Raw genomic sequence first — 22,551 nt, 5'->3', positions numbered from 1 at the left:
CCCAGCCGGGCCGGAGTAGCGTCGTCTCCATGCGCTTCTACGGTGGAACACCCTCCGGCGACCTCACCTACTCGGACGTCTTCCTCGTTCCCGGCCGGTCCTCCGTGACCAGCCGGCTCGACGTGTCGCTCGCTCCCGGTGACGGCACCGGAGCCAGCATCCCGATCGTCTCCTCGAACATGAACTCGGTCACCGGGCCCCGGCTCGCGGCGACGCTCGCCCGGCGCGGCGGCCTCGGCGTCCTGCCGCAGGACATGCCGCTGCAGCAGCTCGACGCGGCCATCCGCTGGGTGAAGGACCAGCCGGTCGCCTTCTCCGGCGCGCTCACCGCCTCGCCGTCGACGACCGTCGAGGAGGCACTCGCGATCCTCCCGGCCGTCGCGGGCCACGGCTTCGTGGTGCAGGAGGACGACGGCACGATCCTCGGCTGCGTCCCGGCCGCGCGGCTCGCCACGGCCCTGGAGGACGCCAGGCTCGGCGACCTCGTGCACGGCGCCTCTGCCTCGATCGACGCCGACGACGTCACCACCGCGCGCGCCGCCTTCGACCTGATGGTCGCGGCCGACCTCGACTTCGCCCCGGTGCTGCACCACGGCGCACTGGTCGGCACGCTCTCGCGCACCGGCGCGCTGCGCTCGACCATCTACGACCCCGCGCTGGACGCCGACGGGCGGCTGCGGATCGCCGCGGCGGTCGGCATCAACGGCGACGTCGCGGCCAAGGCGCGCGCCCTCGTCGCCGCGGGCGTCGACGTGCTCGTGCTCGACACGGCGCACGGCCACCAGGAGGGGATGCTGCGCGCGCTGCGCACCGTCTCGGCGCTGAAGCTCGGCGTGCCGATCGCCGCCGGCAACATCGTCACCGCCGACGCGGTGCACGACCTCGTCGACGCGGGCGCGGACATCCTCAAGGTCGGCGTCGGCCCGGGCGCGATGTGCACCACGCGGATGATGACCGCTGTCGGGCGGCCGCAGTTCTCCGCGGTGCTCGAGACGGCGGAGCGGGCCCGTGAGCTCGGCGCGCACGTCTGGGCCGACGGCGGCGTGCGCTACCCGCGCGACGTGGCGCTCGCGCTCGCGGCCGGTGCTGCCTCCGTGATGATCGGCTCCTGGTTCGCCGGCACGATCGAGGCGCCGGGCGAGCTGCGCAGCGACGCGGCCGGCCGGATCTACAAGGAGAGCTGGGGCATGGCCTCGGCCAAGGCGGTGCAGGAGCGCTTCGACCGCCTCGACCCCTACGAGCTCGCCCGCAAGCGGCTCTTCGCCGAGGGCATCTCCTCGTCGAAGATCTACCTCGACCCGCTGCGCCCCTCGCTCGAGGACCTGCTCGACATGATCACCTCGGGCGTGCGCTCCTCCTTCACCTACGCCGGGGCGCGCAGCGTCGCCGAGTTCCACGAGCGCGCGCTGGTCGGCCTGCAGTCGGCGGCGGGCTACGAGGAGGGCAAGGCGCTGCCGGTCAGCTGGTGACCGCTCGCCGGTGACCGTCAGCCGGTGCCCGGCGCGCGCGTGCTAGAACCGAGCCCATGACGATCGTCGACAACGCCGTGTACGTCGGCGGTCACCGCATCCGGAACCCCGACTCGCTCGAGGACACCTTCGAGCTGATGCGCGACGAGCACGGCATGGCCTGGATCGGGCTCTACCGACCGAGCCGCGAGGAGGTCGAGGCGGTCGCCCAGGAGTTCGGGCTGCACCCGCTCGCCGTCGAGGACGCGCTGAGCGGCCACCAGCGGGCGAAGCTCGAGCGCTACGACGACGGGCTCTTCGTGGTGCTCCGTCCGGCGCGCTACGTGGACTCGGCGGAGACGGTCGTCTTCGGCGAGCTGCACGTGTTCGTCGGACCGGACTTCGTGGTGACCATCCGGCACGCCGACTCGCCGGACCTGGCGGCGGTGCGCAAGCGGCTCGAGGGGGACCCGTCGCTGCTCTCCCGCGGACCGGAGGCGGTGCTGTACGCGATCCTCGACCAGGTCGTCGACGAGTACGCGCCGGTGGTGCACGGCGTCCAGGGCGACGTCGACGAGATCGAGGACCAGCTCTTCGGCGACGGCTCGGACGACGGGCTCTCGGAGCGCATCTACCGGCTCTCCCGCGAGGTCATCCACTTCCAGCGCTCGGTGCAGCCGCTGACGGCGCTGCTGCACGAGCTCGCCGAGGCGCCGGACGCGGCCCCGGGCGCCGACGCGACGCTCGACCACGTCGAGCTGCACCGCTCGCTCCGCGACGTGCTCGACCACACCATCCGGGTGACGGAGGCGGTCGACGCGCTGCGGGCGATCCTGGACAAGGCGCTGACCGTGCACTCGACGCTGGTCTCGCGGCGGCAGACCGAGACCGGGCTGGCCCAGAACGACGTGGTGCGGAAGATCTCGTCCTGGGCAGCGATCCTGTTCGCGCCGACGCTCGTCGCGGGCATCTACGGCATGAACTTCGACGACATGCCGGAGCTGCACTGGCGGCTCGGCTACCCGTGGGCGATCGGGCTGATGCTGGTCTTCGGCTTCGTGCTCTACGCCGTGTTCAAGCGCAAGAAGTGGCTCTGAGAGCGGCCCTGCCGGAGCCGGGATGCCGCTAGACTCGACGCCACAATGGACGACCCCCCTTCTGCGCATCCGCCCTCGCACCGGCTCGTTCGGATCTCCCCGATCCCCTCGGGCTCGATCCTGCAGCCGCTCCCGCTTCCGCTGACCGGGGGTGACCCCCGTGGGCACTGAGTGGCTCCTGCTCGGCGTCGGCCTGCTGCTGACGCTCGGCACCGGCGTGTTCGTCGCCAGCGAGTTCGCGCTGGTCAACCTCGACCGCGCCGACCTCGAGGCCCGCCGCGACCGCGGCGAGACCCGCCTCGGCATGACGATCGCCGCCCTCCGCGTCACCTCGACGCACCTCTCCAGCGCGCAGCTCGGCATCACGCTGACGACGCTGCTCACCGGCTACACGATGGAGCCGGCGCTCTCGACGCTGCTGCGCGTGCCGTTCGGCGGTCTCGGGATCCCGGACGAGGTGCTGACGCCGATCATGACGGTGCTCGCGATCGTCATCGCGACGCTGCTGTCGATGATCCTCGGCGAGCTGGTGCCGAAGAACTTCGCGCTGGCGCTGCCGCGGGCGACGGCGAAGCTGGTCGTGCCGATCCAGACCGCGTTCACCACGGTCTTCCGCCCCGCCGTCGCACTGCTCAACGGCAGCGCCAACGCCCTGCTCCGCCTGGCCGGCATCGAGCCGAAGGAGGAGCTCTCCGGCGCCCGCAGCGCCGAGGAGCTCTCGAGCCTGGTGCGGCACTCCGCGAGCGCGGGACTGCTCGAGGAGGACACGGCCGACCTGCTCGGGCGCACCCTCCGCTTCTCCGCGCTCTCCGCGGGCGACGTGATGACCCCGCGGCTGCGGCTGTCCACGCTCGAGCGCTCCAGCACCGCCCAGGACGTCCTCGACCTCGCGCGGACCACCGGCCTCTCGCGCTTCCCGATCACGGACGACGACATCGACGACATCGTCGGGGTCGTGCACGTCAAGCAGGCGGTCGCGGTGCCGCGCGGCAAGCGCTCCGAGGTGCCCGTCACCGCTTTGCGCTCGGAGCCGCTCCGCGTGCCCGAGACGATGAAGCTCGACGTGCTGCTCACCGAGCTGCGCGGCCGCGGCTTCCAGCTCGCCGTCGTCGTCGACGAGTACGGCGGAACGGCGGGCGTCGCGACGCTCGAGGACCTCGTGGAGGAGCTCGTCGGCGAGGTGGCGGACGAGCACGACCGCTCGCGCCCCGACGTCGTGAAGCTGCCCGGCTCGACCACCTTCCCCGGCATGCTGCGGCCCGACGAGGTCCGCGACCGCGCCGGCGTCGTCATCCCCGAGGAGGGGCCGTACGAGACGGTCGCCGGGTTCGTGATGAGTGAGCTCGGCCGCCTGCCCGCCGTCGGCGACGAGGTGCCCGTCGAGGGCGGTTCGCTCCGCGTCGAGCGGCTCGACGGCCGGCGCATCGACCGGCTCCGCTTCACCCCGGACCCCGACGCGGCGGGCGAGGGCATCCCCGACCCGCTCGCCGACGTGGGCCGGCCGCACCGAGGGCGCCAGGAGGCCGACCATGAGTGACTGGGCAGGAATCGCCTGGCTCGTGGTGCTGCTCGCCGCGAACGCCTTCTTCGTCGGAGCGGAGTTCGCGGTCATCTCCGCGCGCCGCTCCCAGATCGAGCCCCTCGCCGAGAGCGGACGCCGCAGCGCGATCACCGCGCTCGCCGCGATGGAGCACGCCACCCTGATGCTGGCGACGACCCAGCTCGGCATCACCGTCTGCTCACTGCTGATCCTCAACGTCAGCGAGCCGGCGATCCACCACCTGCTCGAGGTGCCGCTGCACGCGGTCGGCATCCCGGACGAGTTCTCGGGCACGGTCGCGTTCGTGATCACCCTGGTGATCGTCTCGTTCCTGCACGTCGTGCTCGGCGAGATGGTGCCGAAGAACATCTCCTTCTCGATGCCGGACCGCGCCGTGCTGCTGCTCGCGCCGCCGCTCGTCGCGATCGCCCGCGTGATCAGCCCGATCATCGTCGCGCTCAACGCGATCTCGAACGGGGTGCTGCGGCTCTTCCGGGTCGAGCCGAAGGACGAGGCGAACAGCACCTTCACGCTCGAGGAGGTGCAGACGATCGTCGACCAGTCGACCCGCGAGGGCACCCTGCGCAGCAACGGCACCCTCCTCGCCGCGTTCGAGTTCACCGAGAAGAAGGTGCACGACGTGGCGCTGCCGCTCGACGGCATCGTCAGCCTCCCCGCCGGAGCCTCGCCCGCCGACGTCGAGCGCGCCGTCGCGAAGCACGGCTTCTCGCGCTACGTCGTGCTCGGCGAGGACGGGCAGCCCGAGGGCTACATCCACCTCAAGGACGTCCTCGACCTCGACGGCGACACCGAGGGGCCCAAGTTCCGCCTGCCCATCCCGGCCAAGCGGATCCGCCAGCTCGCCTCGATCTTCGAGGCCACCGACCTCGAGGACGCCCTCGCGATCATGCGCCGCACCGGCGCCCATCTCGCCCGCGCCTTCGACGAGCAGGGCCGCGCCACCGGCGTCCTCTTCCTCGAGGACATCATCGAGGAGTTGGTCGGCGAAGTCGACGACGCCACCCGCCGCTGAGGCGCGGGCCGGGGAGGCGGTGCTCGCGGCGTTGTCGTCGGTCGCGATACCGCCGGTATCGCTCCCTCCTCCGCCTTGCGATCACCACCTCCCCGGCCCGCGCCTCGACTCGAGGCGGGGTGGCAGCGGCTTCGCCGGCTGTGGCGGGGCAGCGGCTTCGCCGGCTGCGGTGGGGCAGCGGCTTCGTCGGCTGTGCGGGTGGCAGCGGCTTCGTCGGCCGTGCGGGTGACAGTGGCTTCGCCCGCCGTGCGGGTGTGAGCGGCTTCGCCGGCTGCGGCGGGGCAGCGGCTTCGCCGGCTGCGGCGGGGCAGCGGCTTCGCCGGCTGCGGCGGGTAATAGAGGCCTCGCTGAACGCTGGGGTGGCGGTGGCGGTGGCGGTGGCGGAACATGTTGGTCGAGTAGCCCCGCAGGGGCGTATCGAGACCCGCCCACCAGCGCAGTGCCTCCTCCACAGCCCCGATTCAGCCCGCGATCGTCCCGCTGCACCCTCGAGCCGGACCCCGTGTCGGTGGTCCCTGCTTCAATACTCGTATGACGGAGTTCGGATCGACGGAAGAGGTGCTGAAGCACCTGCGCGCCCTCAGCGACGGCGCCGCCGCAAACGCCCGCGCCGCAGCCCAGCCGCGTCTCGCCGAGGCCCGGTACCTCTACGACTTCCATCGCACGGCCCTCGCCCACCCCGACGCCTTCGCCCGCGGCGCGACCCCCGGCGAGACCCGCGATCTTGTCGAGCGCTCGATCCGCGCGGAGCTCGCCGTCGCGGAGGGTCTGCCGGAGCAGGTGATCGCCCGCCGCCTCGAGAACGCGCAGCTGCTCTTCGAGCACCTCCCGCTCACCCGCGCCCTCCTCGCGCACGCGCGCCTGCACTGGGAGGAAGGGGAGGCGATCTGCGCGACCGCCGGCAGCCTGCCCGAGTCCTCCCGCGCGGCCCTCGACGAGCGCGTCGCGGAGGCGGCGCCGTCGATGACGCTGACGCAGCTGCGACGCGCTCTGCGTCGCTGGCGGGAGGAACTGCACCAGGAGTCCCTCGCGGCGCGGCACGCCCGCGCCCGGACGGACCGGGCCGTGTGGGTCACGCCGGACGTGGACGGGATGGCGACGCTCTGCCTGTACGGGCCGGCCCCTGCGGTGATGGGCGCCTACGACCGCGCGGACCGGATGGCGCATTCTCTGCGTGATGCCGGGGATGTGCGCACGCTCTCGCAGCTTCGCGCGGACGTCGCCGTGGACCTGCTCTGCGACGGCGACATCATCGGCACCACCCCCGACGCCGAGGACCGCCCGACCCGACGTTCGTTCCCGGTGTCCGGGCGGAGGTGCGGCTCACGCTCGCGGCGTCCACGGCCGTCGACCTCGACGACGAACCCGCGGAGCTCGACGGCTACGGCCCGGTTCCCGCCCCTGTCGCGCGGGAGCTCATCCGGACGGCAGCGTCCTTCACCCGGGTGCTGACCGATCGGGACACGGGTGCGGTCGTCTCCGTCGGCCGCACGCAGCGCCTCCCGCCGTCCCGCATGCGCCTGCACGTGCAGCTGCGGGATCAGACCTGCCGCTTCGCAGGCTGCCAGCGCACCTCCGCCCGCAGCGAAGCGGACCACACGATCGAGTGGCGCAACGGCGGCGAGACCTCGCTCGAGAACCTGGTGTCGCTGTGCACGGCGCACCATCATCTCCGGCACGGCGACCGATGGACCTACACGAAGGACGACGACGGGACGATCGTCTGGACGACCCCGACCGGCAGGCGCGTCATCAACCGGCCGCCCCCGCTGCCGGGGCGGCCGCCGGACCCGCCCGGGCGCCCGCGCTTCGTCGATGTGCCGCCGCCGTTCTGACGGTGGTGGATCTCGATACGCCCGCGATGCGGGCTACTCGATCAGCAGGGAAGGCGCATCGGCGCGCGCGCCGGCGGTCAGGGCGGGCGAGGCGACAGGGCGTGCGGGGCGCGTCGGCGCGGGCTCGACCATGCTGGTCGAGTAGCCCGCAGGGCGTGTCGAGACCCGCGGTCACCAGGCGCGCGGCTGCCGACGTTCTGCTGCGGGTGGATCGCGCAGAGGGTGGCGTCGGGGGTGCGACCTAGGCTGGCGGAATGACGGATGGGCAGAGGGAGTTCGGGCTCGCGGAGGCGGCGCTGGCCGTGCGGGTGCCGCGCGCCGACGACGACAAGTACAGCCGCGGGGTGCTCGGGATCGCGACCGGGTCCGAGCGCTACCCGGGGGCGGCGGTGCTCGGGGTCGAGGCGGCGGTGCGCACCGGGCTCGGCATGGTGCGCTACCTCGGGCCGGAGCGGCCGTCCGCCCTTGTGCTGGCGCGTCGCCCCGAGGTCGTGACCTCGGCCGGGCGGGTGCAGGCCTGGCTCCTCGGCTCCGGGACGAGCGCGGACGACCGGTCCGAGGACGAGCGCGCCGTCCTGCTCGAGCAGCTGCACTCGGGGGTCCCCGTGGTGCTCGACGCGGGCGCGCTCGACCTGATCGGCGAGGCTCGCGGGCCGGTGGTCGTCACTCCGCACTACCGCGAGCTCGCCGGCCTGCTCACGCGCGCCGGGGTGGACGTCGACGCGGCCGCGATCGCCGCCGACGCGAGCGGCTGGGCGCGGCGCACCGCCGATCGCTTCGGGGTCTGCGTGCTGCTCAAGGGCAGCACCACGCACGTGGTCTCCGGGAGCACCGCCCACGAGGTCAGCGGCTCGACGCCCTGGCTCGCCACGGCGGGCAGCGGGGACGTCCTCGGCGGAGTGCTCGGCGCCCTGCTGGCCGGCCGGGCCGCGGACGCGGAGGGCCGGGGGACGGCGCTCGGGGACGAGGATCTCGCGGCGGTCGCCGCCGCCGCGGCCGTCCTGCACGCGCAGGCCGGCGCGGCGGCGTCCAGAGGCGGGCCGATCGCGGCCCTCGACATCGCCGAGCAGCTCCCCGGCGTCGTCGCGCGGCTGCTGAACTGAAACGCCGTCGTCGCCTGCCGCACTGAACCGATCGCGTCCTCGGCCCGTTGACACAGGAGAGACGGCCTTCCCCCGCGACCCGGACATCGGAGCCGCACAGCCGCCTCATCGGAACCCCCGAGCTCCCGGCCCTAGCGTCGGGGACGACAGCCGCGTCCGCCCCCCCACTCAGGAGAACAGACATGACCGCGAAGACCACGACTCCCGTCCGCTACGCCCTCACCCTCCTCGCCGGCGCCGGCACCCTCGCGGCCCTCGCCGCCTGCTCGAGCACCGCCACCGCCGGGACCGAGGACGCCGGCTCGAGCGCCGCCGCGACCAGCGCGCCCGCCGCCACCTCCAGCGCCTCCTCCTCCGAGTCGACCGGCACCGACTCGACCGGCTCCGCCGCGACCGGCGCCTACGCCGACGGCACCTACGAGGCCGACGGCTCCTACACCTCGCCCGGCGGCAACGAGTCGGTCGGCGTCGAGCTGACCCTCGAGTCGGGCGTCGTCACCGCCGTCACGGTGACCCCCGAGTCCGAGAACCCGACCGGCCAGGAGTACCAGACCCGCTTCGCCAGCGGCATCTCGGGCGAGGTCGTCGGCAAGAGCCTCGACGAGCTCGACGTCACCAAGGTCTCCGGCTCCTCGCTCACCTCCGGCGGCTTCAACGACGCCGTCGAGACGATCAAGGCCGATGCCGCGGCCTGAACCTCTGCACCCTGACGCCGCGCCGACCGCGACCCGGCGCGTCCTCGAGCACGCCTGGCGGTTCGACGCGATCGGCACCACCTGGCAGATCGACACGGACGCACCGCTGGACGCGGTCGTGCGCGAACGGGTCCAGGTCCGCATCGAGGCCTACGACCGCACCTGGTCGCGGTTCCGCGACGACTCCGCCGCCTCGCGCCTTCGGACCGAGCCCGGCGAGCACGTCTTCCCGGCGGAGGCGGTCGAGCTCTTCGCCCTCTACGACGAGCTCTTCGCGCTGACCGGGGGCGGCGTCACGCCGTTCGTCGGCGACGCCCTCGAGCAGCTCGGCTACGACCCGGCCTACTCCCTGGTGCCGCGCGGCCCCGTTGCGCCGGCTCCGTCCTGGGCCGCGGCCCGCGGCGGCGGGGGAGCGACGCTGCGCACCGCCGCCGGAGTCGTGCTCGATGTCGGCGCGGCCGGCAAGGGTCAGCTCGTCGACCTCGTCCTGGACGAGCTCGCGAGCGCCGGTGTCGAGCGCGCCGTCGTCGACGCGAGCGGCGACCTGCGCGCCCGCGGGGTCGGCACCTACCGCGTCGGCCTCGAGCACCCCTTCGACGCGAACCGCGCGATCGGCGTCGCCGAGCCGGGCGAGCGAGCGCTCTGCGCCTCGGCCGGCAACCGCCGGGCCTGGGGCGACGGGCTGCACCACGTCCTCGACGGCCGCACCGGCCGTCCCGTCGACACGGTCGTCGCCACCTGGGTCGTCGCCGACAGCACCCTCGTCGCCGACGGACTCGCGACCGCCCTCTTCGTCCGCCCGCCCGAGGTGCTCGCCGAGCGCTTCGACTTCGAGTTCGTCCGCGTGCTCAGCGCCGGCGGGCTGCACTACTCGCCCCGCTTCCCCGGAGAGGTCTTCTGATGCTCGGCACCCTCGATCGCGCCCTCGGTCGCATCACCATGTACCGGCTGGTCTGGCTGACGCTCGCCGCGCTCCTCGTGGTCGCGCTCGGCTACTCCGCCGCCGGGCTGATCTTCTTCACGCCGATCGAGATCGCGGCGACCGCGGTCGTGGCGATCGTCTCGACGACCGGGGCGACCTGGCTGATCGCCCGGCTGGTTGGCTCGCCCGCCCACCTCGAGTCGTCGCTGGTGACCGGACTGCTGATCGCGTTCCTGCTCTTCCCGACCTCGGAGCCGCGCGCGCTCCTCGTCGTGGCGCTGATCGGCGTGATCGCGGCGGCCTCCAAGTACGTGCTGGTGTGGCGCGGTCGCCACCTCTTCAACCCGGCCGCCGTCGCGGTGCTGATCGTCGGCATCGCGCAGGGCCTGCTGCAGGACACCCCGTTCGCGGGCTCGCTGACCGCCGCGGCCTGGGCGCTGCCCACCGGCGCGCTCTGGCCGTGGGTGCTGCTCGGCGCGCTCGTCGTCGTCGCGCGGGTGCGCCGCTGGGCGATCGTCGTCGTGTTCGTCGCGGTCGCCGGCGCCGTGTCCGTGCTCAACTCGGTGATGAACGGCCAGGAGCCCGGAGCCGCGCTGTCGCTGGTCCTCACCGCGTACCCGTTCGTGTTCGCCGGTGCCTTCATGCTGACCGAGCCGCTGACCCTCGCCCCGCGCCGCTCCCAGCAGCTGATCGTGGCCGTCGTCGCGGCTCTGCTCACGACGGTCCCGTTCTCGCTCGGACCGCTGCACGCCAGCCCGGAGCTCGGCCTCGTCGCGGGCAACGCGATCGCGTTCTTCTTCGGCCAGCGCCGGCGGCTGTCGCTGGAGCTGCGCTCCTCGAGCGTCATCGCGCCGGGCATCACGGAGTACCGCTTCGCCCCGCGGACGCCGGTGCGCTTCGAGGCGGGCCAGTGGCTCGAGCTCGACGTGCCGCACCGCTCCGACGGCCGGGGGAGCCGGCGCACCTTCTCCATCGCCTCCGCTCCCGCCGACGGCGAGATCGCCGTGGCCATGCGGCTGCCCGAGAAGGCGAGCAGCTTCAAGCGGGCGCTCGCCGGTCTCGAGCCCGGCGCCCTGGTCCGCGCCACGAGCGTCGGCGGCGACTTCGTGCTGCCGGCCGACCCGGCGACGCCGCTGCTCCTGGTCGCGGGCGGCATCGGCATCACGCCGTTCGCGAGCCAGCTGAGGGCGATCGCGGCTGGACCGGAGCGCGACGTGGTCGTCGTCTACGCGGCCGCCCGGCTGGAGGACGTGGCGTACCGCGAGCTCCTCCGCGCCTCCGGGGCCCGCGTCGTGCTGGTCTCGCCCGAGGCGCCGGATCGGCTGCCCGAGGGCTGGTCGCACGTCGCCGGCCGGATCACGGCGGAGCGCCTCGCGGACGCCGTGCCCGACGCGCCACGCCGCGTCGGCTTCGTCTCCGGCTCGCCCGCGTTCGTCGACTCCGTCCGCGGCGCCCTCCGCTCGGCCGGTGCGAAGAAGGTCCGCACCGACGCCTTCGCCGGCTACTGATGAGGCCGGTGGCCGCTCAGGGAGGGGTTCCCGGGGCCGTTCAGGGGTCCGATGAGGGCGCCGTCTACACTGACGCGGTGCCGACCCCTGCCGCCTCAGAGACCGCCGCCCCCCGGGCCTCCTCGCGCCCGATCGCGTGGCTGCGCGAGAACCGCGACTCCGCCGCCGTGCTCTGGAGCGGCTTCGCGCTCGTGCACGTCCTGCTCTCGCTGCTCGCGCTGTACGCTCCGGGACTGCCGATGGGGGACGTGAGCATCGTCTACAAGGGCTGGATGCGGACCGCCGTCGAGGGCGGCGGGCTCGTCGGCTTCGACACCGGCTGGGTCTACCCGATCCTCGCCCTGGTGCCGATCAGCGCCGCCTGGCTCTTCGGCGAGGCCGGCTACGACCTGACCTGGCTGGTCGGCGTGATCGCCGTCGACGCGGCGGCCTTCGCGCTCCTCCTGCACCGGGGCGTCCCCGCCCGGCTCGCCGCGGCGCGCTGGTGGCTGCTCTTCCTGGTGCTCCTCGGGCCGATCGCCGTCGGCCGGATCGACGCCTTCACCGTTCCGCTCGCCATCGCCGGGCTGCTCTGGGCCTCGAGCCGCCCGGTGATCGCGGCGCTCGCGCTCACCGTCGCCACCTGGATCAAGGTCTGGCCCGCGGCCCTGCTGGGCGCCGCCGTCCTGGTGCTGCGCGGCCGCTGGCGGCTGGTGGCCGTCGGCGCCGGGCTCTCCGTCGCGATCATCGCCGGTGTGTTCGCGCTCGGCGGCGGCGAGTACGTCTTCAGCTTCGTCACCGACCAGACGACGCGCGGTCTGCAGATCGAGGCGCCCGTCAGCACGCTCTGGATGTGGCTCTCGATCGGCGGCTGGGCCGGCAGCTACGTCTGGTACGCCGCCGACATCAACACCTTCGAGATGCACGGTCCGTTCACCGATGTCGCCGCCGAGCTGATGAACCCGGCGCTCGCGCTCGCGGTGATCGGCACCGTGCTGCTCGGTTTCCGAGCCCTGCGCGCGAAGGCGTCGCCGGTGCGGCTGCTGCCGCTGCTGAGCCTCGGGCTCGTCCTGGTGCTGATCGACATCAACAAGGTGCTCTCGCCGCAGTACATCGTCTGGCTGGCGCCGCCCGTCATCGTCGGGCTGGTCGTCGCCGGTCGCGACTTCGCGACGCCGGCCAAGCTGACGCTGGCGATCGCGGTGTTCACGCAGATCGTCTACCCGTACCTCTACCTCTTCCTGCTGTACTCGAACGCGGGCATGGTGCTGGCGCTGACCGTGCGCAACGTCCTGCTGCTCGTGCTGCTCGGCTGGGTGCTCCGCGAGCTGTGGCGGACGGGGAGCCGCGCGAAGGACGTCTCGCCGGAGGCCTCTGGGGAGCGGTCGCCGCTCGCGCAGGCTGTGGTGACCGACGGCGCCGTCGGCGGTCCGCGCGCCTAGGCTGGACGGCGGGTCCGGTGGTCGGGTCCGCTGGGAGGTCCCTCGTGCTGGTCGCATTCTCCGTCGCTCCGTCCGGCGGTGAGGGCCCCGACGCCTCCGTCCACGACGCCGTCGCCGCCGCCGTCCGCATCGTCCGCGACTCCGGCCTGCCGAATCGCACGACCTCGATGTTCACCGAGATCGAGGGCGAGTGGGACGAGGTCTTCGACGTGATCAAGCGCGCCACCGAGGCGGTCGGCGCCTACGGGTCGCGGGTCTCGCTGGTGCTGAAGGCCGACATCCGGCCCGGCTACTCGGGCGAGATCGACGCGAAGATCGAGCGGCTCGGCCGCGCGCTCGAGGAGTGAGGCACGCGAAAGCGCTCTCCGACTCGAATCGTTTCGATCCGTTTCCGATCCTCGCTATCGTGGTCCGGTGACCCTCTCCCCGGCCCGGACCCGCCTCGCCCTGCTCGCCCTCGCGATGGGGGGCTTCGGCATCGGCTCGACCGAGTTCGTCGCGATGGGGCTGCTGCCGCAGCTCGCCGCCGACCTGCTCCCGGACGTCTACGCCGCGAGCTCCGAGCAGGCGAACTCGCAGGCCGGACTGCTGATCTCCGCCTACGCGCTCGGCGTCGTCGTCGGTGCTCCGACGATCGCCGCGGCCGCCGCTCGCTGGCCGCGCAAGCGCCTGCTGCTGATGCTGCTGGCCGCGTTCACGATCGGGACCGTCGCCTCGGCCCTGCTGCCGACCTTCCCGCTCGTGCTGGCCGCCCGCTTCGTCGCGGCGCTGCCGCACGGCGCGTACTTCGGCATCGCCTCGCTCGTCGCCGCCGACCTGATGGGGCCGGGCAAACGCGGCAAGGGCGTCGCCTTCGTGCTGTCGGGGCTCACGATCGCGAACGTCGTCGGAGTGCCCGCCATCACCTGGGTGGGGCAGAACGCGGGCTGGCGCAGCGCGTACCTCGTCGTCGCGGCGATCTTCGCTGTCACCGTCGTCGCGGTGTGGCTGCTCGTGCCGTTCCAGCGGGGGAACCCGGGGGCGACCATGCGCAACGAGCTGAAGGCCTTCGGCCGGCTGCAGGTCTGGATGACCCTGCTGATCGGCGCGATCGGCTTCGGCGGACTCTTCGCGATGTACAGCTACATCACGCCGCTGTCGACCGAGGTGACCGGGCTGCCGCTCGGCGCCGTGCCGTGGATCCTGGTGGTGATCGGCCTGGGCATGACGGTCGGCAACCTGGCGGGCGGCTGGGCGGCCGACCGGAACGTGCGGCTCGCACTCGTGGTGCTGTTCCTCGGGGTGCTCGTGTCGCTGATCGGCCTGGCGCTGACCGCGACGTCGGTCGTGGGCCTGGTCGTGTTCACGTTCCTCGCGGCGGGCTTCTCGGCGGGGGCGTCGCCGGCCATCCAGACCCGGCTGATGGACGTCGCCCGCGACAGCCAGACCATCGCCGCGGCGCTCAACCACTCCGCGCTCAACATCGGCAACTCCGTCGGCGCCGCTCTCGGCGGGGTGACCATCGCCGCCGGCCTCGGCTACCTGTCGCCGATCTGGGTCGGCGTGGTCCTCACCGCGGCCGGCATCCTGCTCGCCTTCGCCAGCATCGCCATCGACCGAGCCCGCGGCACCGTCGACGCGCCGCGCGACCCCGCCCGCCCCGCCACGGGCAGCGTCCCGGTCAACGCCCTTTAAGGCCGGCCCGGCGGCACCCGCCGGCACCGGACGGGGGGTCTGCATGCCGCCCTGCTGACGTCGGTGGGTCTCGATACGCCCCTGCGGGGCTACTCGACCAGCAGGGAAGCGGGCACGCATCTCTCGGGACGGCGTGCCAGCGGATTTCCGCAGCCGCCGTAAGACGCTCTGCGGAACGCGCCCACCTCAATCCGTTTCGATCAAAATGCCGTCGTGGATGGCGCGCTTGCGCAGCGCGACCTTGGTGCCGACGTCGATGCCGACCACGCGGTACTTCTCGCGGATGCGCTTGAGGTAGGACTTCGCGGTCTCCTCGGAGATGCCGAGCTCGAAGGCGACGGACTTGACGGGCTCGCCGCCGCCGTAGAGCGCCATCACGCGGCGCTCCTGCGCGCTGAGCTTGGGGGCGCCGTCGGAGTCGCCGGTGGAGAGGGCCATGTCGAGTTCGTGCGAGATGTAGGAGTGGCCGTCCTTGGCCGCGCGGATCGCCTCGACGATCATGTCGGCGTCCTCCGTCTTGACGAGGTAGCCGAGCGCGCCCGAGGCGAGCGCCTCGCGGACCACGGCCGGCTCGGAGTAGGTGCTCATCAGCACGGTCTTCACGCCGGTGGTCTTCAGGGTGGAGAGCTTGACCGAGATCGGGATGTTGTCCTTGAGGTCCAGGTCGAGCAGCACGACGTCGACGGGGAACTCGGGGTGGGTGAGCAGCTCCGGCCAGGACGCGACCGCGGCGACCAGCTGGATGTCCGACGCGGCGCCGCGGATCCACTCCGTGAGGGCACCGAGGAGCATCTTGTGATCGTCGACCACGGCGAGCGTGATCTTCGGTTCTGCGGTGGAGGTCATCGGTGTCCTTCGGCTCGGCGGGAGGGCGGGGCGGTCGTCTCTGCTCAGCGATCGGCCGGATTCTCGACGTAGCAGTCGATCTCGATCCGGAGCGCGTCGTCGTGCGACGTGTCGCGGAACGCACCGACCTGTGCGATAGCCTCCCACGTCGCGGGATCGACTCCGCGCACGGGCACGCCCTCGGACTGCAGAGTGAGCGGCACCAGCAGGGAGCGCGGCGGAGCATCGGCGTCCGGTTCGCGCGGTGCTCCCGCCTCGACGTGCAGCACGACGGTGAGCCCGGAGGCGCCGTCGAGGATGAGCCAGATGGCGGAGAGCAGGCCGTCCCGCTGCTGGTGGCCGAGGAGGCCGGCGGTGCCGTCGGGGTCGTGCAGATCGACGAGCGGGGCCAGCAGCTCGGACTCCTGGATCGCGTGGTGCAGCCAGGTCTCGCGACGCCCCTCGATGAGGTGGAGGCGGAGGCTGGTCGCGAGCGCGGCGGCGTGCGCGGCGCGGTGCGGATCGAGCGGCAGGACGGTCGTGCCGTCGCCGACCTCGGCGAGCAGGCGCTCGGCCGCGAGGTCGAGGCGGGCGAGCTCCTCCGAGGCGAGCATGCCGACCGCGTAGCGCGGTCCGAGGGTGGTGCTCTGGACGAGGGCGCGGTCGATCTCGAGCTGGACCATCCGCCGGAAGCCGCGCATCATCACGACGGCCACGACGGCGGGCGCGAGGGTCACGGCCATCGCGCTGATCCGCACCGAGAACGAGGTCTCGTCGCCCGAGCCCATGGCGCTGTACGCGACGAGCTCGGCGACCGCGATGGCGAAGGCGACGGCGAGGACCTCGATGCTGCGGCGGTGCACGATCATCGCGGCGTGGGCGACCGCGGCGGCCACCGCGGCGGTCGGGACGGCGGCGGACGGGCCGTGACCGGCGACGGCGATCAGGTCCAGCGCCACGGCCCCGGTGATCCCGACGAGCAGGCCGACGTAGGCGGCCGTGGGCAGGCGCTGACCGCAGACGTGGATGGCGACGACGGTCGCCGTGAAGGAGGCGACGAGGAGGAGCCAGGCGACGACGACCAGCCCCGGCCGCGCGTAGTCGTCGACGGTGGCGAGGAAGACCAGGAGCTCGTAGACCATCAGCGCCGCCGCGATGCCGGTGAGGCCGCTGCCGAGGTAGCTGGTGCCGAGGGTCTCCTGCTGTCCCTTCCGCGCGCGGGCGGAGCGGGGCGAGCCGTCGGGCCGGCGGGGAGCGGCGCCGGGTCCGCCGAGGAGGGGGGAGGCCCGCTCGGTGCCGGCGCTCACTTGGGCACCTCCAGCACGACGGTGGTGCCGGAGCCGGGCGAGCTGAAGAGCCGGGTGCGGCCGCCGACGTCCGCGAGCCTCGCGACGACCGATTCCTTGAAGCCGAGCTTCGTCGCGGGCACCGTGGCGATGTCGAAGCCGGCACCGGCGTCCGTCACCATCGCGCGGACGGTCTGCTCGTCCTCGGTGATCGTGACGTCGGCGGACTCGACACCGGAGTGCCGCCGCACGTTCTCGAGGCACTCGGCGAGGGCGAGCAGGAAGGAGTCGAGCGCGTCGCCCTCGAGGACGACCTCCCCGGAGCCGTGCAGGACGACCTCGAGGCCCAGCCGGCCGAACCGGTCCCGGACGTCCTCGAGCGAGGTCGCGGCGGGCGACGCCGTGACGCTGGTCAGCTGGTAGGAGCCGGACGCGCTCGGCGTCGGCGTCCCGCCGAGGCGCAGCTGGCGCAGGAGCTGCGCGTCCTGCGCGGCCTGGCGGCGGAGCGCGTCCTCGGAGACGCCGCGGCCGGAGTGGGCGAGCAGGGTGAGCGTCGCGAGCACCGTGTCGTGCAGGAGCCGCGCTCCCTGGCGGCGCTGCGCCTCCGTCTCGCTGGCCTGCCGCTCGACGCGGTGCGCGTTGCCGATGCTGTCGATCCGCCGGACGACCCGGGGGACGGCCGTGCTGATCCAGAGCGCGAAGCCGGCGAGCGTGCCCCACGGCAGCAGGCTCTGCACGAGCGCGTTCGACAGCATCGCCTCCTCGGCGACCAGCACGGAGACGACCACGCTCGGCACCAGGACCGGCAGGAGCAGCAGCAGCCGGCGGACGGAGGTGGTGACGACGACGGCGACGGTGCTGGTGACGGCGTTGGCGGTGCCGACGAGCACGTAGCCCTCGAAGCCGCTGCTCACGCCGATGGCGCTCGCGAGCCCGATGCTCAGCGCGAGGCCGCCGACGGCGAGCAGGAGCACCCAGAGCGTGCGTCCGCTGCGGCCGAGCTGCAGGTGGAGGACGGCGAGTCCGAGGAGCAGCGCCACCGCGAACGGCACGGCGTCGGGCGCCAATGCCCCGGGGCCGAGGACCAGGGCGATCGCCGTGGCGTCGATCAGGAGGCCGATGCCGCACGCGGACTGGCGGAGGAGGCGGTCGCGCTCGCGAGCGCTGCGGACCAACGGCACGGGCACGCTCCTTCCGGTGGGCGGCGCGGGGCGGACCCCCGTCTCACGATAGTCACAGACCGGCGGTCGGCCCGCGGGACGGCCGGGATCGGGTCAGACCGCGAGGAGCCTCGCGAGGTGGCCGCCGACCGCGTCGTCCTCGATGAGGAAGGCGTCGTGCCCGAACGTCGAGCTGATCACCGCGACCTCGTCGCCGTCGATGTTGCCGCGGGCGTGGGCGGCGATGATCCGCTGCCCGTCCACCGGGAACAGCCGGTCGCTGTCGATCCCGAGCACGAGCGTCGGGCTGGTGATCCGCTCGAGCGCCTCCGCCTCGCCGCCGCGCCCGCGCCCCACGTCGTGCGAGTTCATCGCCTCGACGAGGGTGATGTAGCTGTTGGCGTCGAAGCGCCGGGTGAACTTGTTGCCGTGGAAGTCGAGGTACGACTCGACTGCGAACCGGCCGCCGCCGCCGAGCGGGCTGAGACCGGACTGCCAGCTCCGCTCGAAGCGGTCGTTGAGCTCGGACGGACTGCGGTAGTTGAGCAGGGCCATCCGGCGGGCCAGCGCGAGGCCGTGGTACGGGCCCTTGCCGTCGCCGGCGTCGTAGTAGGCGCCGCCCGCGAAGGCGGCGTCGTTGCGGATCGCCTCGAGCTGGACGAAGTTGAGCGCGATCTGGTCGGAGGTGGCGCGCGGAGGAGCGGCGAGGACGGCGAGCCGGGCGACCCGCTCGGGGTGGTCGATTCCCCACTCCAGCGCCTGCATCCCGCCCATCGAGCCGCCGATGACGGTGTGCCAGCGGTCGATGCCGAGCCGGTCGGCGAAGAGCGCCTGCACGGCGACCTGGTCGCGGATCGTCGTGTACGGGAAGCGCGCACCCCACTCGTGCCCGTCGGGGGCGAGCGAGGCGGGGCCGGTCGAGCCCTGGCAGCCGCCGAGCATGTTCGGAGCGACGACGAAGTAGCGGTCGGTGTCGATCACGAGACCGGGGCCGACGAGTCCGGACCACCAGCCGTCGGTCGCGTGACCCGGGTCGCCGCGGCCGATCAGGTGCGAGTCGCCGGTCAGCGCGTGCAGGACGAGGATCGCGTTGTCGCGCGCGGGGGAGAGCTCGCCCCAGCTCTCGTAGGCCACCCGGACGTGGGGGAGGCGACCGCCCGCCTCGAAGGCGTACGGGCCGATCTCGACGAAGCGCCGCCCGCCTGGGTGGTCGCCCTCGCGCCAGGCCCCGGTGGCGGGCGGCTTGCCGATCACCGAGCGGAGCTGGCGCTCGGTGACGAACGCCGAAGGGACGGTGTCCTCGAGTGTCTGCTGCCAGTCCATAGCGGTGTCCATCGTGGCAGAGCGCGGCGAGCGCCCGGCCTTTGTTACGCGGGGGTGACGCTCGCCTTGCTGATCGAGTAGGCCGCGGAGCGGCCGCCCGCCCATGCTGATCGAGTAGGCCGCGCAGCGGCCGTATCGAGATCCGCCGTTCTCAGCACGGTGGGTCTCGATACGCCGCTGCGCGGCTACTCGACCAGCATGGCGGGGCCGTCAGGCGTTGGCGCGGGAGGCCTCGACGACGCTGCGGGCGGCCTGCAGGGCCTGGGCGAGGTCGGCGCGGAGGTCGTCGATGTTCTCGAGGCCGACCGAGAGGCGGACGAGCCCGGGGGTGACGCCGGCGGTGAGCTGCTGCTCCGGGGTGAGCTGCGAGTGCGTGGTCGACGCCGGGTGGATCACCAGCGAGCGGACGTCGCCGATGTTCGCCAGGTGCGAGAAGAGCACGAGCGAGTCGACGAAGGCGCGTCCCGCGTCGACGCCGCCCTTGAGCTCGAAGGAGAGGACCGCGCCCACGCCCTTCGGCGCGTAGTGGTTCGCCGCCGCGTACCAGGGCGAGGTGGGCAGCCCCGAGTAGTTGACCGTCGCGATGTCGGAGTGGTTCTCCAGGTACTCCGCGATCTCCTGCGCGTTCTGCACGTGGCGCTCGATCCGCAGCGACAGCGTCTCGATGCCCTGGATCAGCTGCCAGGCGCTCGCCGGCGCGATCGAGGCGCCGAGGTCGCGCAGCAGCTGCACGCGGGCCTTGATGATGTACGCCAGGGAGTCGCCGACCGCGTCCGTGTACACGGCGCCGTGGTACGAGTGGTCGGGCGTGGTCAGCCCGGGGAACTTCGCCGCGTTCGCGGTCCAGGAGAAGGTGCCGCCGTCGACGATCGCGCCGCCGATCACCGTGCCGTGACCACCGAGGAACTTCGTCGCCGAGTGCACGATGATGTCCGCGCCGTGCTCGAACGGGCGGATCAGGTACGGCGTCGCGATGGTGTTGTCGACGATCAGCGGGACGCCCGCCGCGTGCGCGACATCGGCCACGGCGCGGATGTCGAGGATGTTGATCTTCGGGTTGCCGATGGTCTCGGCGAAGAAGAGCTTCGTGTTCGGGCGGACCGCGCGGCGCCACTCCTCCTGGTCGTCCTGGTTCTCGACGAAGGTCGTCTCGATGCCCAGCTTGGCCAGCGTGTACTTGAAGAGGTTGTAGGTGCCGCCGTAGATCGACGACGACGAGACGAGGTGGTCGCCCGCCTGCGCGATGTTGAGGACCGCCGCGGTCTCGGCCGCCTGGCCGGACGCGAGCAGCAGCGCCCCGGAGCCGCCCTCGAGCGCGGTGAGGCGCTCCTCGACGACGGCCTGCGTCGGGTTCTGGATGCGGGTGTAGATGTTGCCGAACTCCGCGAGCGAGAAGAGGTTCTTCGCGTGCTCGGCGTTGTCGAAGACGTAGGAGGTGGTCTGGTAGATCGGGGTCGCGCGCGCCTTGGTGACGGGATCGGGCGCGGCTCCGGAGTGGATCTGCTTGGTCTCGAACTGCCACTTCTCGGAGTCGGTCATGGTGCATCCCATCGCATCGTCGGTTCGGAACGGAAGGCCGTTCCCCGTCGCGACGAGCCTAGGTGCGGGTCCCCGGCGCGGCCAGGGCGCCCGACACACGGGGTAACCGCGACGGCTCAGCGGCCGGTGCGGATCCCGGAGGTCGGATGCGGGTCGCGCTTGGACCCGGTCGGGTCGGCCCGGTTCGGGCGCTCGGGCCGCTCGTCGACGACCGGCGCGAAGAGCCAGGCCGCCCTCGGCTCGACGATCTTGTGGAAGACGGTGCGCGTCCAGCCCAGCGAGAGCGCGATCGCGACCGCGATGCAGAAGACGATCATCAGGATCAGCGCGACCGTGCTCTCGGTCGCGGACAGCAGCCCGGACTCGCGCAGCGGGTAGAGGACGAAGCTGTGCAGCAGGTAGACGTACATCGTCGACTGTCCCCAGGCCGTCATCGCGGTGCGTCGGCGCGGGATCAGGCTGAACAGCGCGAGCGAGAGCACGACCGCGGTCGCCATCAGCGCCAGGCGGACGAGCCCGGCCCACCAGGCGGTCTCGCCGAGCGCGTCGTACGGCCGGTCGTAGAAGAACCAGTAGCGCAGGTCCGCCGCGCGGAAGGCGTCGATGTTGACGGTCATCACGACGACCGTCGCCGCGAAGAGGGCGACGGCGATCACCCGGGAGAGCAGGATCTGCCGCGGCGTCAGGTCGAGCCAGCGGTCCACCAGCAGCCGCGAGCCGGCCTTCCAGCCGCGCAGCCGCCAGCCGAAGACGAAGAACGGCAGGATCCCGATCGCCCGCGCCAGCGAGAAGGTCGAGTCGATGTTGTCGTAGTAGCTGACGCCGACGGCGAGCACCACGCTGATCAGCAGCGGCCAGCGCAGCAGCGCGAGGTAGGGGAGGACCAGCCGGAAGATCCCGAGCGCGAGCAGGAACCACAGGGTCCAGCTCGGCTTGGTCGGGTTGAACTCCTGCTTGCCCTCGACCGCGAACTGCACCAGCGTCCAGATCGTCTCCATGATCAGGTAGGGCAGCAGGATGTCGGTGAGCACCCGGCGCATCGCGCGGGCGTTCGGCGCTCCTCCCTTGGAGAAGTAGCCGGAGATGATCGCGAAGGCCGGCATGTGGAAGGCGTAGATCGTCAGGTAGACGACGAGCGACGTGTCCGAGTTCGCGGTCAGCCGCTGGATGCCGTGGCCGATCACCACGAGCGCGACGCAGACGAAGCGGGCGTTGTCCCAGAGGGGCACGCGGCGCTTGGGGGCGGTGGGCGACCCGGCAGTGGCGGGAGCCGGGTCGGCGGGCTGCATGCGGCCAGGCTAGCGTTGGCTCCGACGACGGAGTCGATGGTGTCCGAGGCTTGACGGAAAGAGGACGAGCGTGGTTCGACGCGTCGTGGTGACAGGAGCGAGTTCGGGGATCGGTGCGGCGACGGTCCGCCTGTTCCGCGAGCACGGCTGGGACGTGGTGGCGGTCGCCCGCCGCCGGGAGCGGCTCGAGGCGCTCGCCGCGGAGACCGGGGCGAGCCTGTTCGTCGCCGATCTCACCGACGCGGCGCAGGTCGACGCGCTGCGCGATCACCTCGCCGAGACCGGCCCCGTGCACGCCCTCGTCAACAACGCCGGCGGCGCGCTCGGCCTCGACTCGGTCGAGGCGTCCGACCCCGCCGACTGGACCCGGATGTTCGAGATCAACGTGCTCTCGGTCAAGCTCGTCACGAGCGCTCTGCTCCCGCTGCTCCGGGCGGGCATCGCCGACGCCGGCTCCGAGGGCTCGGCCGATGTCGTCACCGTCACCTCGATCGCCGGCCACGTCGCCTACGAGGGCGGCGGCGGCTACAACGCCGCGAAGTTCGCCGCGCACGCGCTCGTCGCGGTGCTCCGTCTCGAGCTCGCCGGCGAGCCGATCCGCGTGATCGAGATCGCGCCCGGGATGGTGCACACCGAGGAGTTCTCGCTGGTCCGCTTCGGCGGCGACAAGGAGCGCGCCGACAAGGTCTACGCCGAGGTCCCCGCCCCGCTGGTCGCCGAGGACGTCGCCGCGGCGATCGTCTCCTCCGTCGAGCTGCCGCCGCACGTCAACCTCGATCTGGTGACGATCAAGCCGGTGGCGCAGGCCGCCCCGCACAAGGTCATCAAGGGCGCGCTCACCCCGAAGGCGTGA

General features: G+C 72.8%; 20 protein-coding genes. 14 read left to right on the top strand and 6 right to left on the bottom strand.

Going from position 1 to position 22,551, the window contains the following annotated elements; translation table 11 throughout:
* Positions 1 to 29 precede the first annotated feature (29 nt).
* From EDF35_RS18585 to EDF35_RS18525, 13 genes are all read left to right on the top strand, one after another.
* A complete protein-coding gene (locus EDF35_RS18585; RefSeq protein ID WP_133963397.1) occupies positions 30 to 1,469 on the top strand; it encodes a GuaB1 family IMP dehydrogenase-related protein in 1,440 nt (479 codons plus the stop codon).
* A gap of 56 nt (positions 1,470 to 1,525) precedes the next feature.
* The gene (gene corA, locus EDF35_RS18580; protein WP_123702694.1) at positions 1,526 to 2,545 is read left to right on the top strand and encodes a magnesium/cobalt transporter CorA; all 1,020 of its coding nucleotides are present in this window, start codon (positions 1,526 to 1,528) and stop codon (positions 2,543 to 2,545) included.
* A 151-nt stretch (positions 2,546 to 2,696) separates the two neighbouring features.
* Positions 2,697 to 4,082, top strand: a complete 1,386-nt coding sequence (locus EDF35_RS18575; protein WP_123702696.1) for a hemolysin family protein — start codon at positions 2,697 to 2,699, stop codon at positions 4,080 to 4,082.
* Positions 4,075 to 5,118 (top strand): hemolysin family protein, encoded by a 1,044-nt coding sequence (locus tag EDF35_RS18570; RefSeq protein ID WP_123444413.1) that lies wholly within the window; start codon positions 4,075 to 4,077, stop codon positions 5,116 to 5,118. Before EDF35_RS18575 ends, EDF35_RS18570 begins: the two co-directional genes overlap by 8 nt.
* Before the next feature lie 531 nt (positions 5,119 to 5,649).
* Positions 5,650 to 6,570 (top strand): hypothetical protein, encoded by a 921-nt coding sequence (locus EDF35_RS21310; RefSeq protein ID WP_133963396.1) that lies wholly within the window; start codon positions 5,650 to 5,652, stop codon positions 6,568 to 6,570.
* Positions 6,564 to 6,953, top strand: a complete 390-nt coding sequence (locus tag EDF35_RS18560) for an HNH endonuclease signature motif containing protein (RefSeq protein WP_133963395.1) — start codon at positions 6,564 to 6,566, stop codon at positions 6,951 to 6,953. The genes EDF35_RS21310 and EDF35_RS18560 overlap by 7 nt, the downstream gene beginning before the upstream one ends.
* A 254-nt stretch (positions 6,954 to 7,207) precedes the next feature.
* Positions 7,208 to 8,056: an ADP/ATP-dependent (S)-NAD(P)H-hydrate dehydratase gene (locus EDF35_RS18555; RefSeq protein WP_133963394.1), complete on the top strand. Its 849-nt coding sequence runs from the start codon at positions 7,208 to 7,210 to the stop codon at positions 8,054 to 8,056.
* Positions 8,057 to 8,238: 182 nt separating this feature from the next.
* Complete coding sequence (locus EDF35_RS18550; RefSeq protein ID WP_123702702.1) at positions 8,239 to 8,751, top strand: FMN-binding protein; 513 nt, start codon at positions 8,239 to 8,241, stop codon at positions 8,749 to 8,751.
* Complete coding sequence (locus EDF35_RS18545) at positions 8,738 to 9,652, top strand: FAD:protein FMN transferase (RefSeq protein WP_133963393.1); 915 nt, start codon at positions 8,738 to 8,740, stop codon at positions 9,650 to 9,652. Before EDF35_RS18550 ends, EDF35_RS18545 begins: the two co-directional genes overlap by 14 nt.
* Positions 9,652 to 11,181, top strand: a complete 1,530-nt coding sequence (locus EDF35_RS18540) for an RnfABCDGE type electron transport complex subunit D (protein ID WP_133963392.1) — start codon at positions 9,652 to 9,654, stop codon at positions 11,179 to 11,181. Before EDF35_RS18545 ends, EDF35_RS18540 begins: the two co-directional genes overlap by 1 nt.
* A gap of 77 nt (positions 11,182 to 11,258) precedes the next feature.
* A complete protein-coding gene (locus tag EDF35_RS18535) occupies positions 11,259 to 12,602 on the top strand; it encodes a glycosyltransferase family 87 protein (protein ID WP_166674169.1) in 1,344 nt (447 codons plus the stop codon).
* 44 nt (positions 12,603 to 12,646) lie between these two features.
* Positions 12,647 to 12,949 (top strand): thiamine-binding protein, encoded by a 303-nt coding sequence (locus tag EDF35_RS18530; protein WP_123702710.1) that lies wholly within the window; start codon positions 12,647 to 12,649, stop codon positions 12,947 to 12,949.
* Between the two features lie 115 nt (positions 12,950 to 13,064).
* Positions 13,065 to 14,276, top strand: coding sequence for an MFS transporter (locus EDF35_RS18525; protein ID WP_133963436.1), 1,212 nt, complete (start codon positions 13,065 to 13,067; stop codon positions 14,274 to 14,276).
* 186 nt (positions 14,277 to 14,462) lie between these two features.
* On the opposite strand, the gene EDF35_RS18520 is transcribed toward EDF35_RS18525, so the two are convergent.
* The 6 genes from EDF35_RS18520 to EDF35_RS18495 all read right to left on the bottom strand — a co-directional run bounded on the left by EDF35_RS18520 (position 14,463) and on the right by EDF35_RS18495 (position 21,698).
* Positions 14,463 to 15,122 (bottom strand): response regulator, encoded by a 660-nt coding sequence (locus tag EDF35_RS18520; protein ID WP_123445394.1) that lies wholly within the window; start codon positions 15,120 to 15,122, stop codon positions 14,463 to 14,465.
* Positions 15,123 to 15,166: 44 nt separating this feature from the next.
* Entirely contained in the window at positions 15,167 to 16,408 is a 1,242-nt protein-coding gene (locus EDF35_RS18515) for a hypothetical protein (RefSeq protein WP_133963390.1), read from the bottom strand.
* Entirely contained in the window at positions 16,405 to 17,568 is a 1,164-nt protein-coding gene (locus tag EDF35_RS18510) for an ATP-binding protein (protein WP_243840059.1), read from the bottom strand. The genes EDF35_RS18515 and EDF35_RS18510 overlap by 4 nt, the downstream gene beginning before the upstream one ends.
* A gap of 93 nt (positions 17,569 to 17,661) precedes the next feature.
* On the bottom strand, positions 17,662 to 18,870 hold the full coding sequence (locus tag EDF35_RS18505) for a homoserine O-acetyltransferase (protein WP_133963389.1): 1,209 nt from the start codon (positions 18,868 to 18,870) through the stop codon (positions 17,662 to 17,664).
* A gap of 210 nt (positions 18,871 to 19,080) precedes the next feature.
* Complete coding sequence (locus tag EDF35_RS18500; RefSeq protein ID WP_123445398.1) at positions 19,081 to 20,409, bottom strand: bifunctional o-acetylhomoserine/o-acetylserine sulfhydrylase; 1,329 nt, start codon at positions 20,407 to 20,409, stop codon at positions 19,081 to 19,083.
* A 116-nt stretch (positions 20,410 to 20,525) separates the two neighbouring features.
* On the bottom strand, positions 20,526 to 21,698 hold the full coding sequence (locus EDF35_RS18495; protein ID WP_123735272.1) for an acyltransferase family protein: 1,173 nt from the start codon (positions 21,696 to 21,698) through the stop codon (positions 20,526 to 20,528).
* Positions 21,699 to 21,768: 70 nt separating this feature from the next.
* Here EDF35_RS18495 and EDF35_RS18490 point away from each other — a divergent pair, with 70 nt between their 5' ends.
* Positions 21,769 to 22,551, top strand: a complete 783-nt coding sequence (locus tag EDF35_RS18490) for an SDR family NAD(P)-dependent oxidoreductase (protein WP_243840058.1) — start codon at positions 21,769 to 21,771, stop codon at positions 22,549 to 22,551.

Source organism: Rathayibacter sp. PhB151, from assembly GCF_004366415.1.
Lineage (GTDB): Bacteria > Actinomycetota > Actinomycetes > Actinomycetales > Microbacteriaceae > Rathayibacter > Rathayibacter festucae.
The sequence above is the reverse complement of the archived record's forward strand: the minus strand, read 5'-3'. Positions and strand labels throughout refer to the sequence as shown.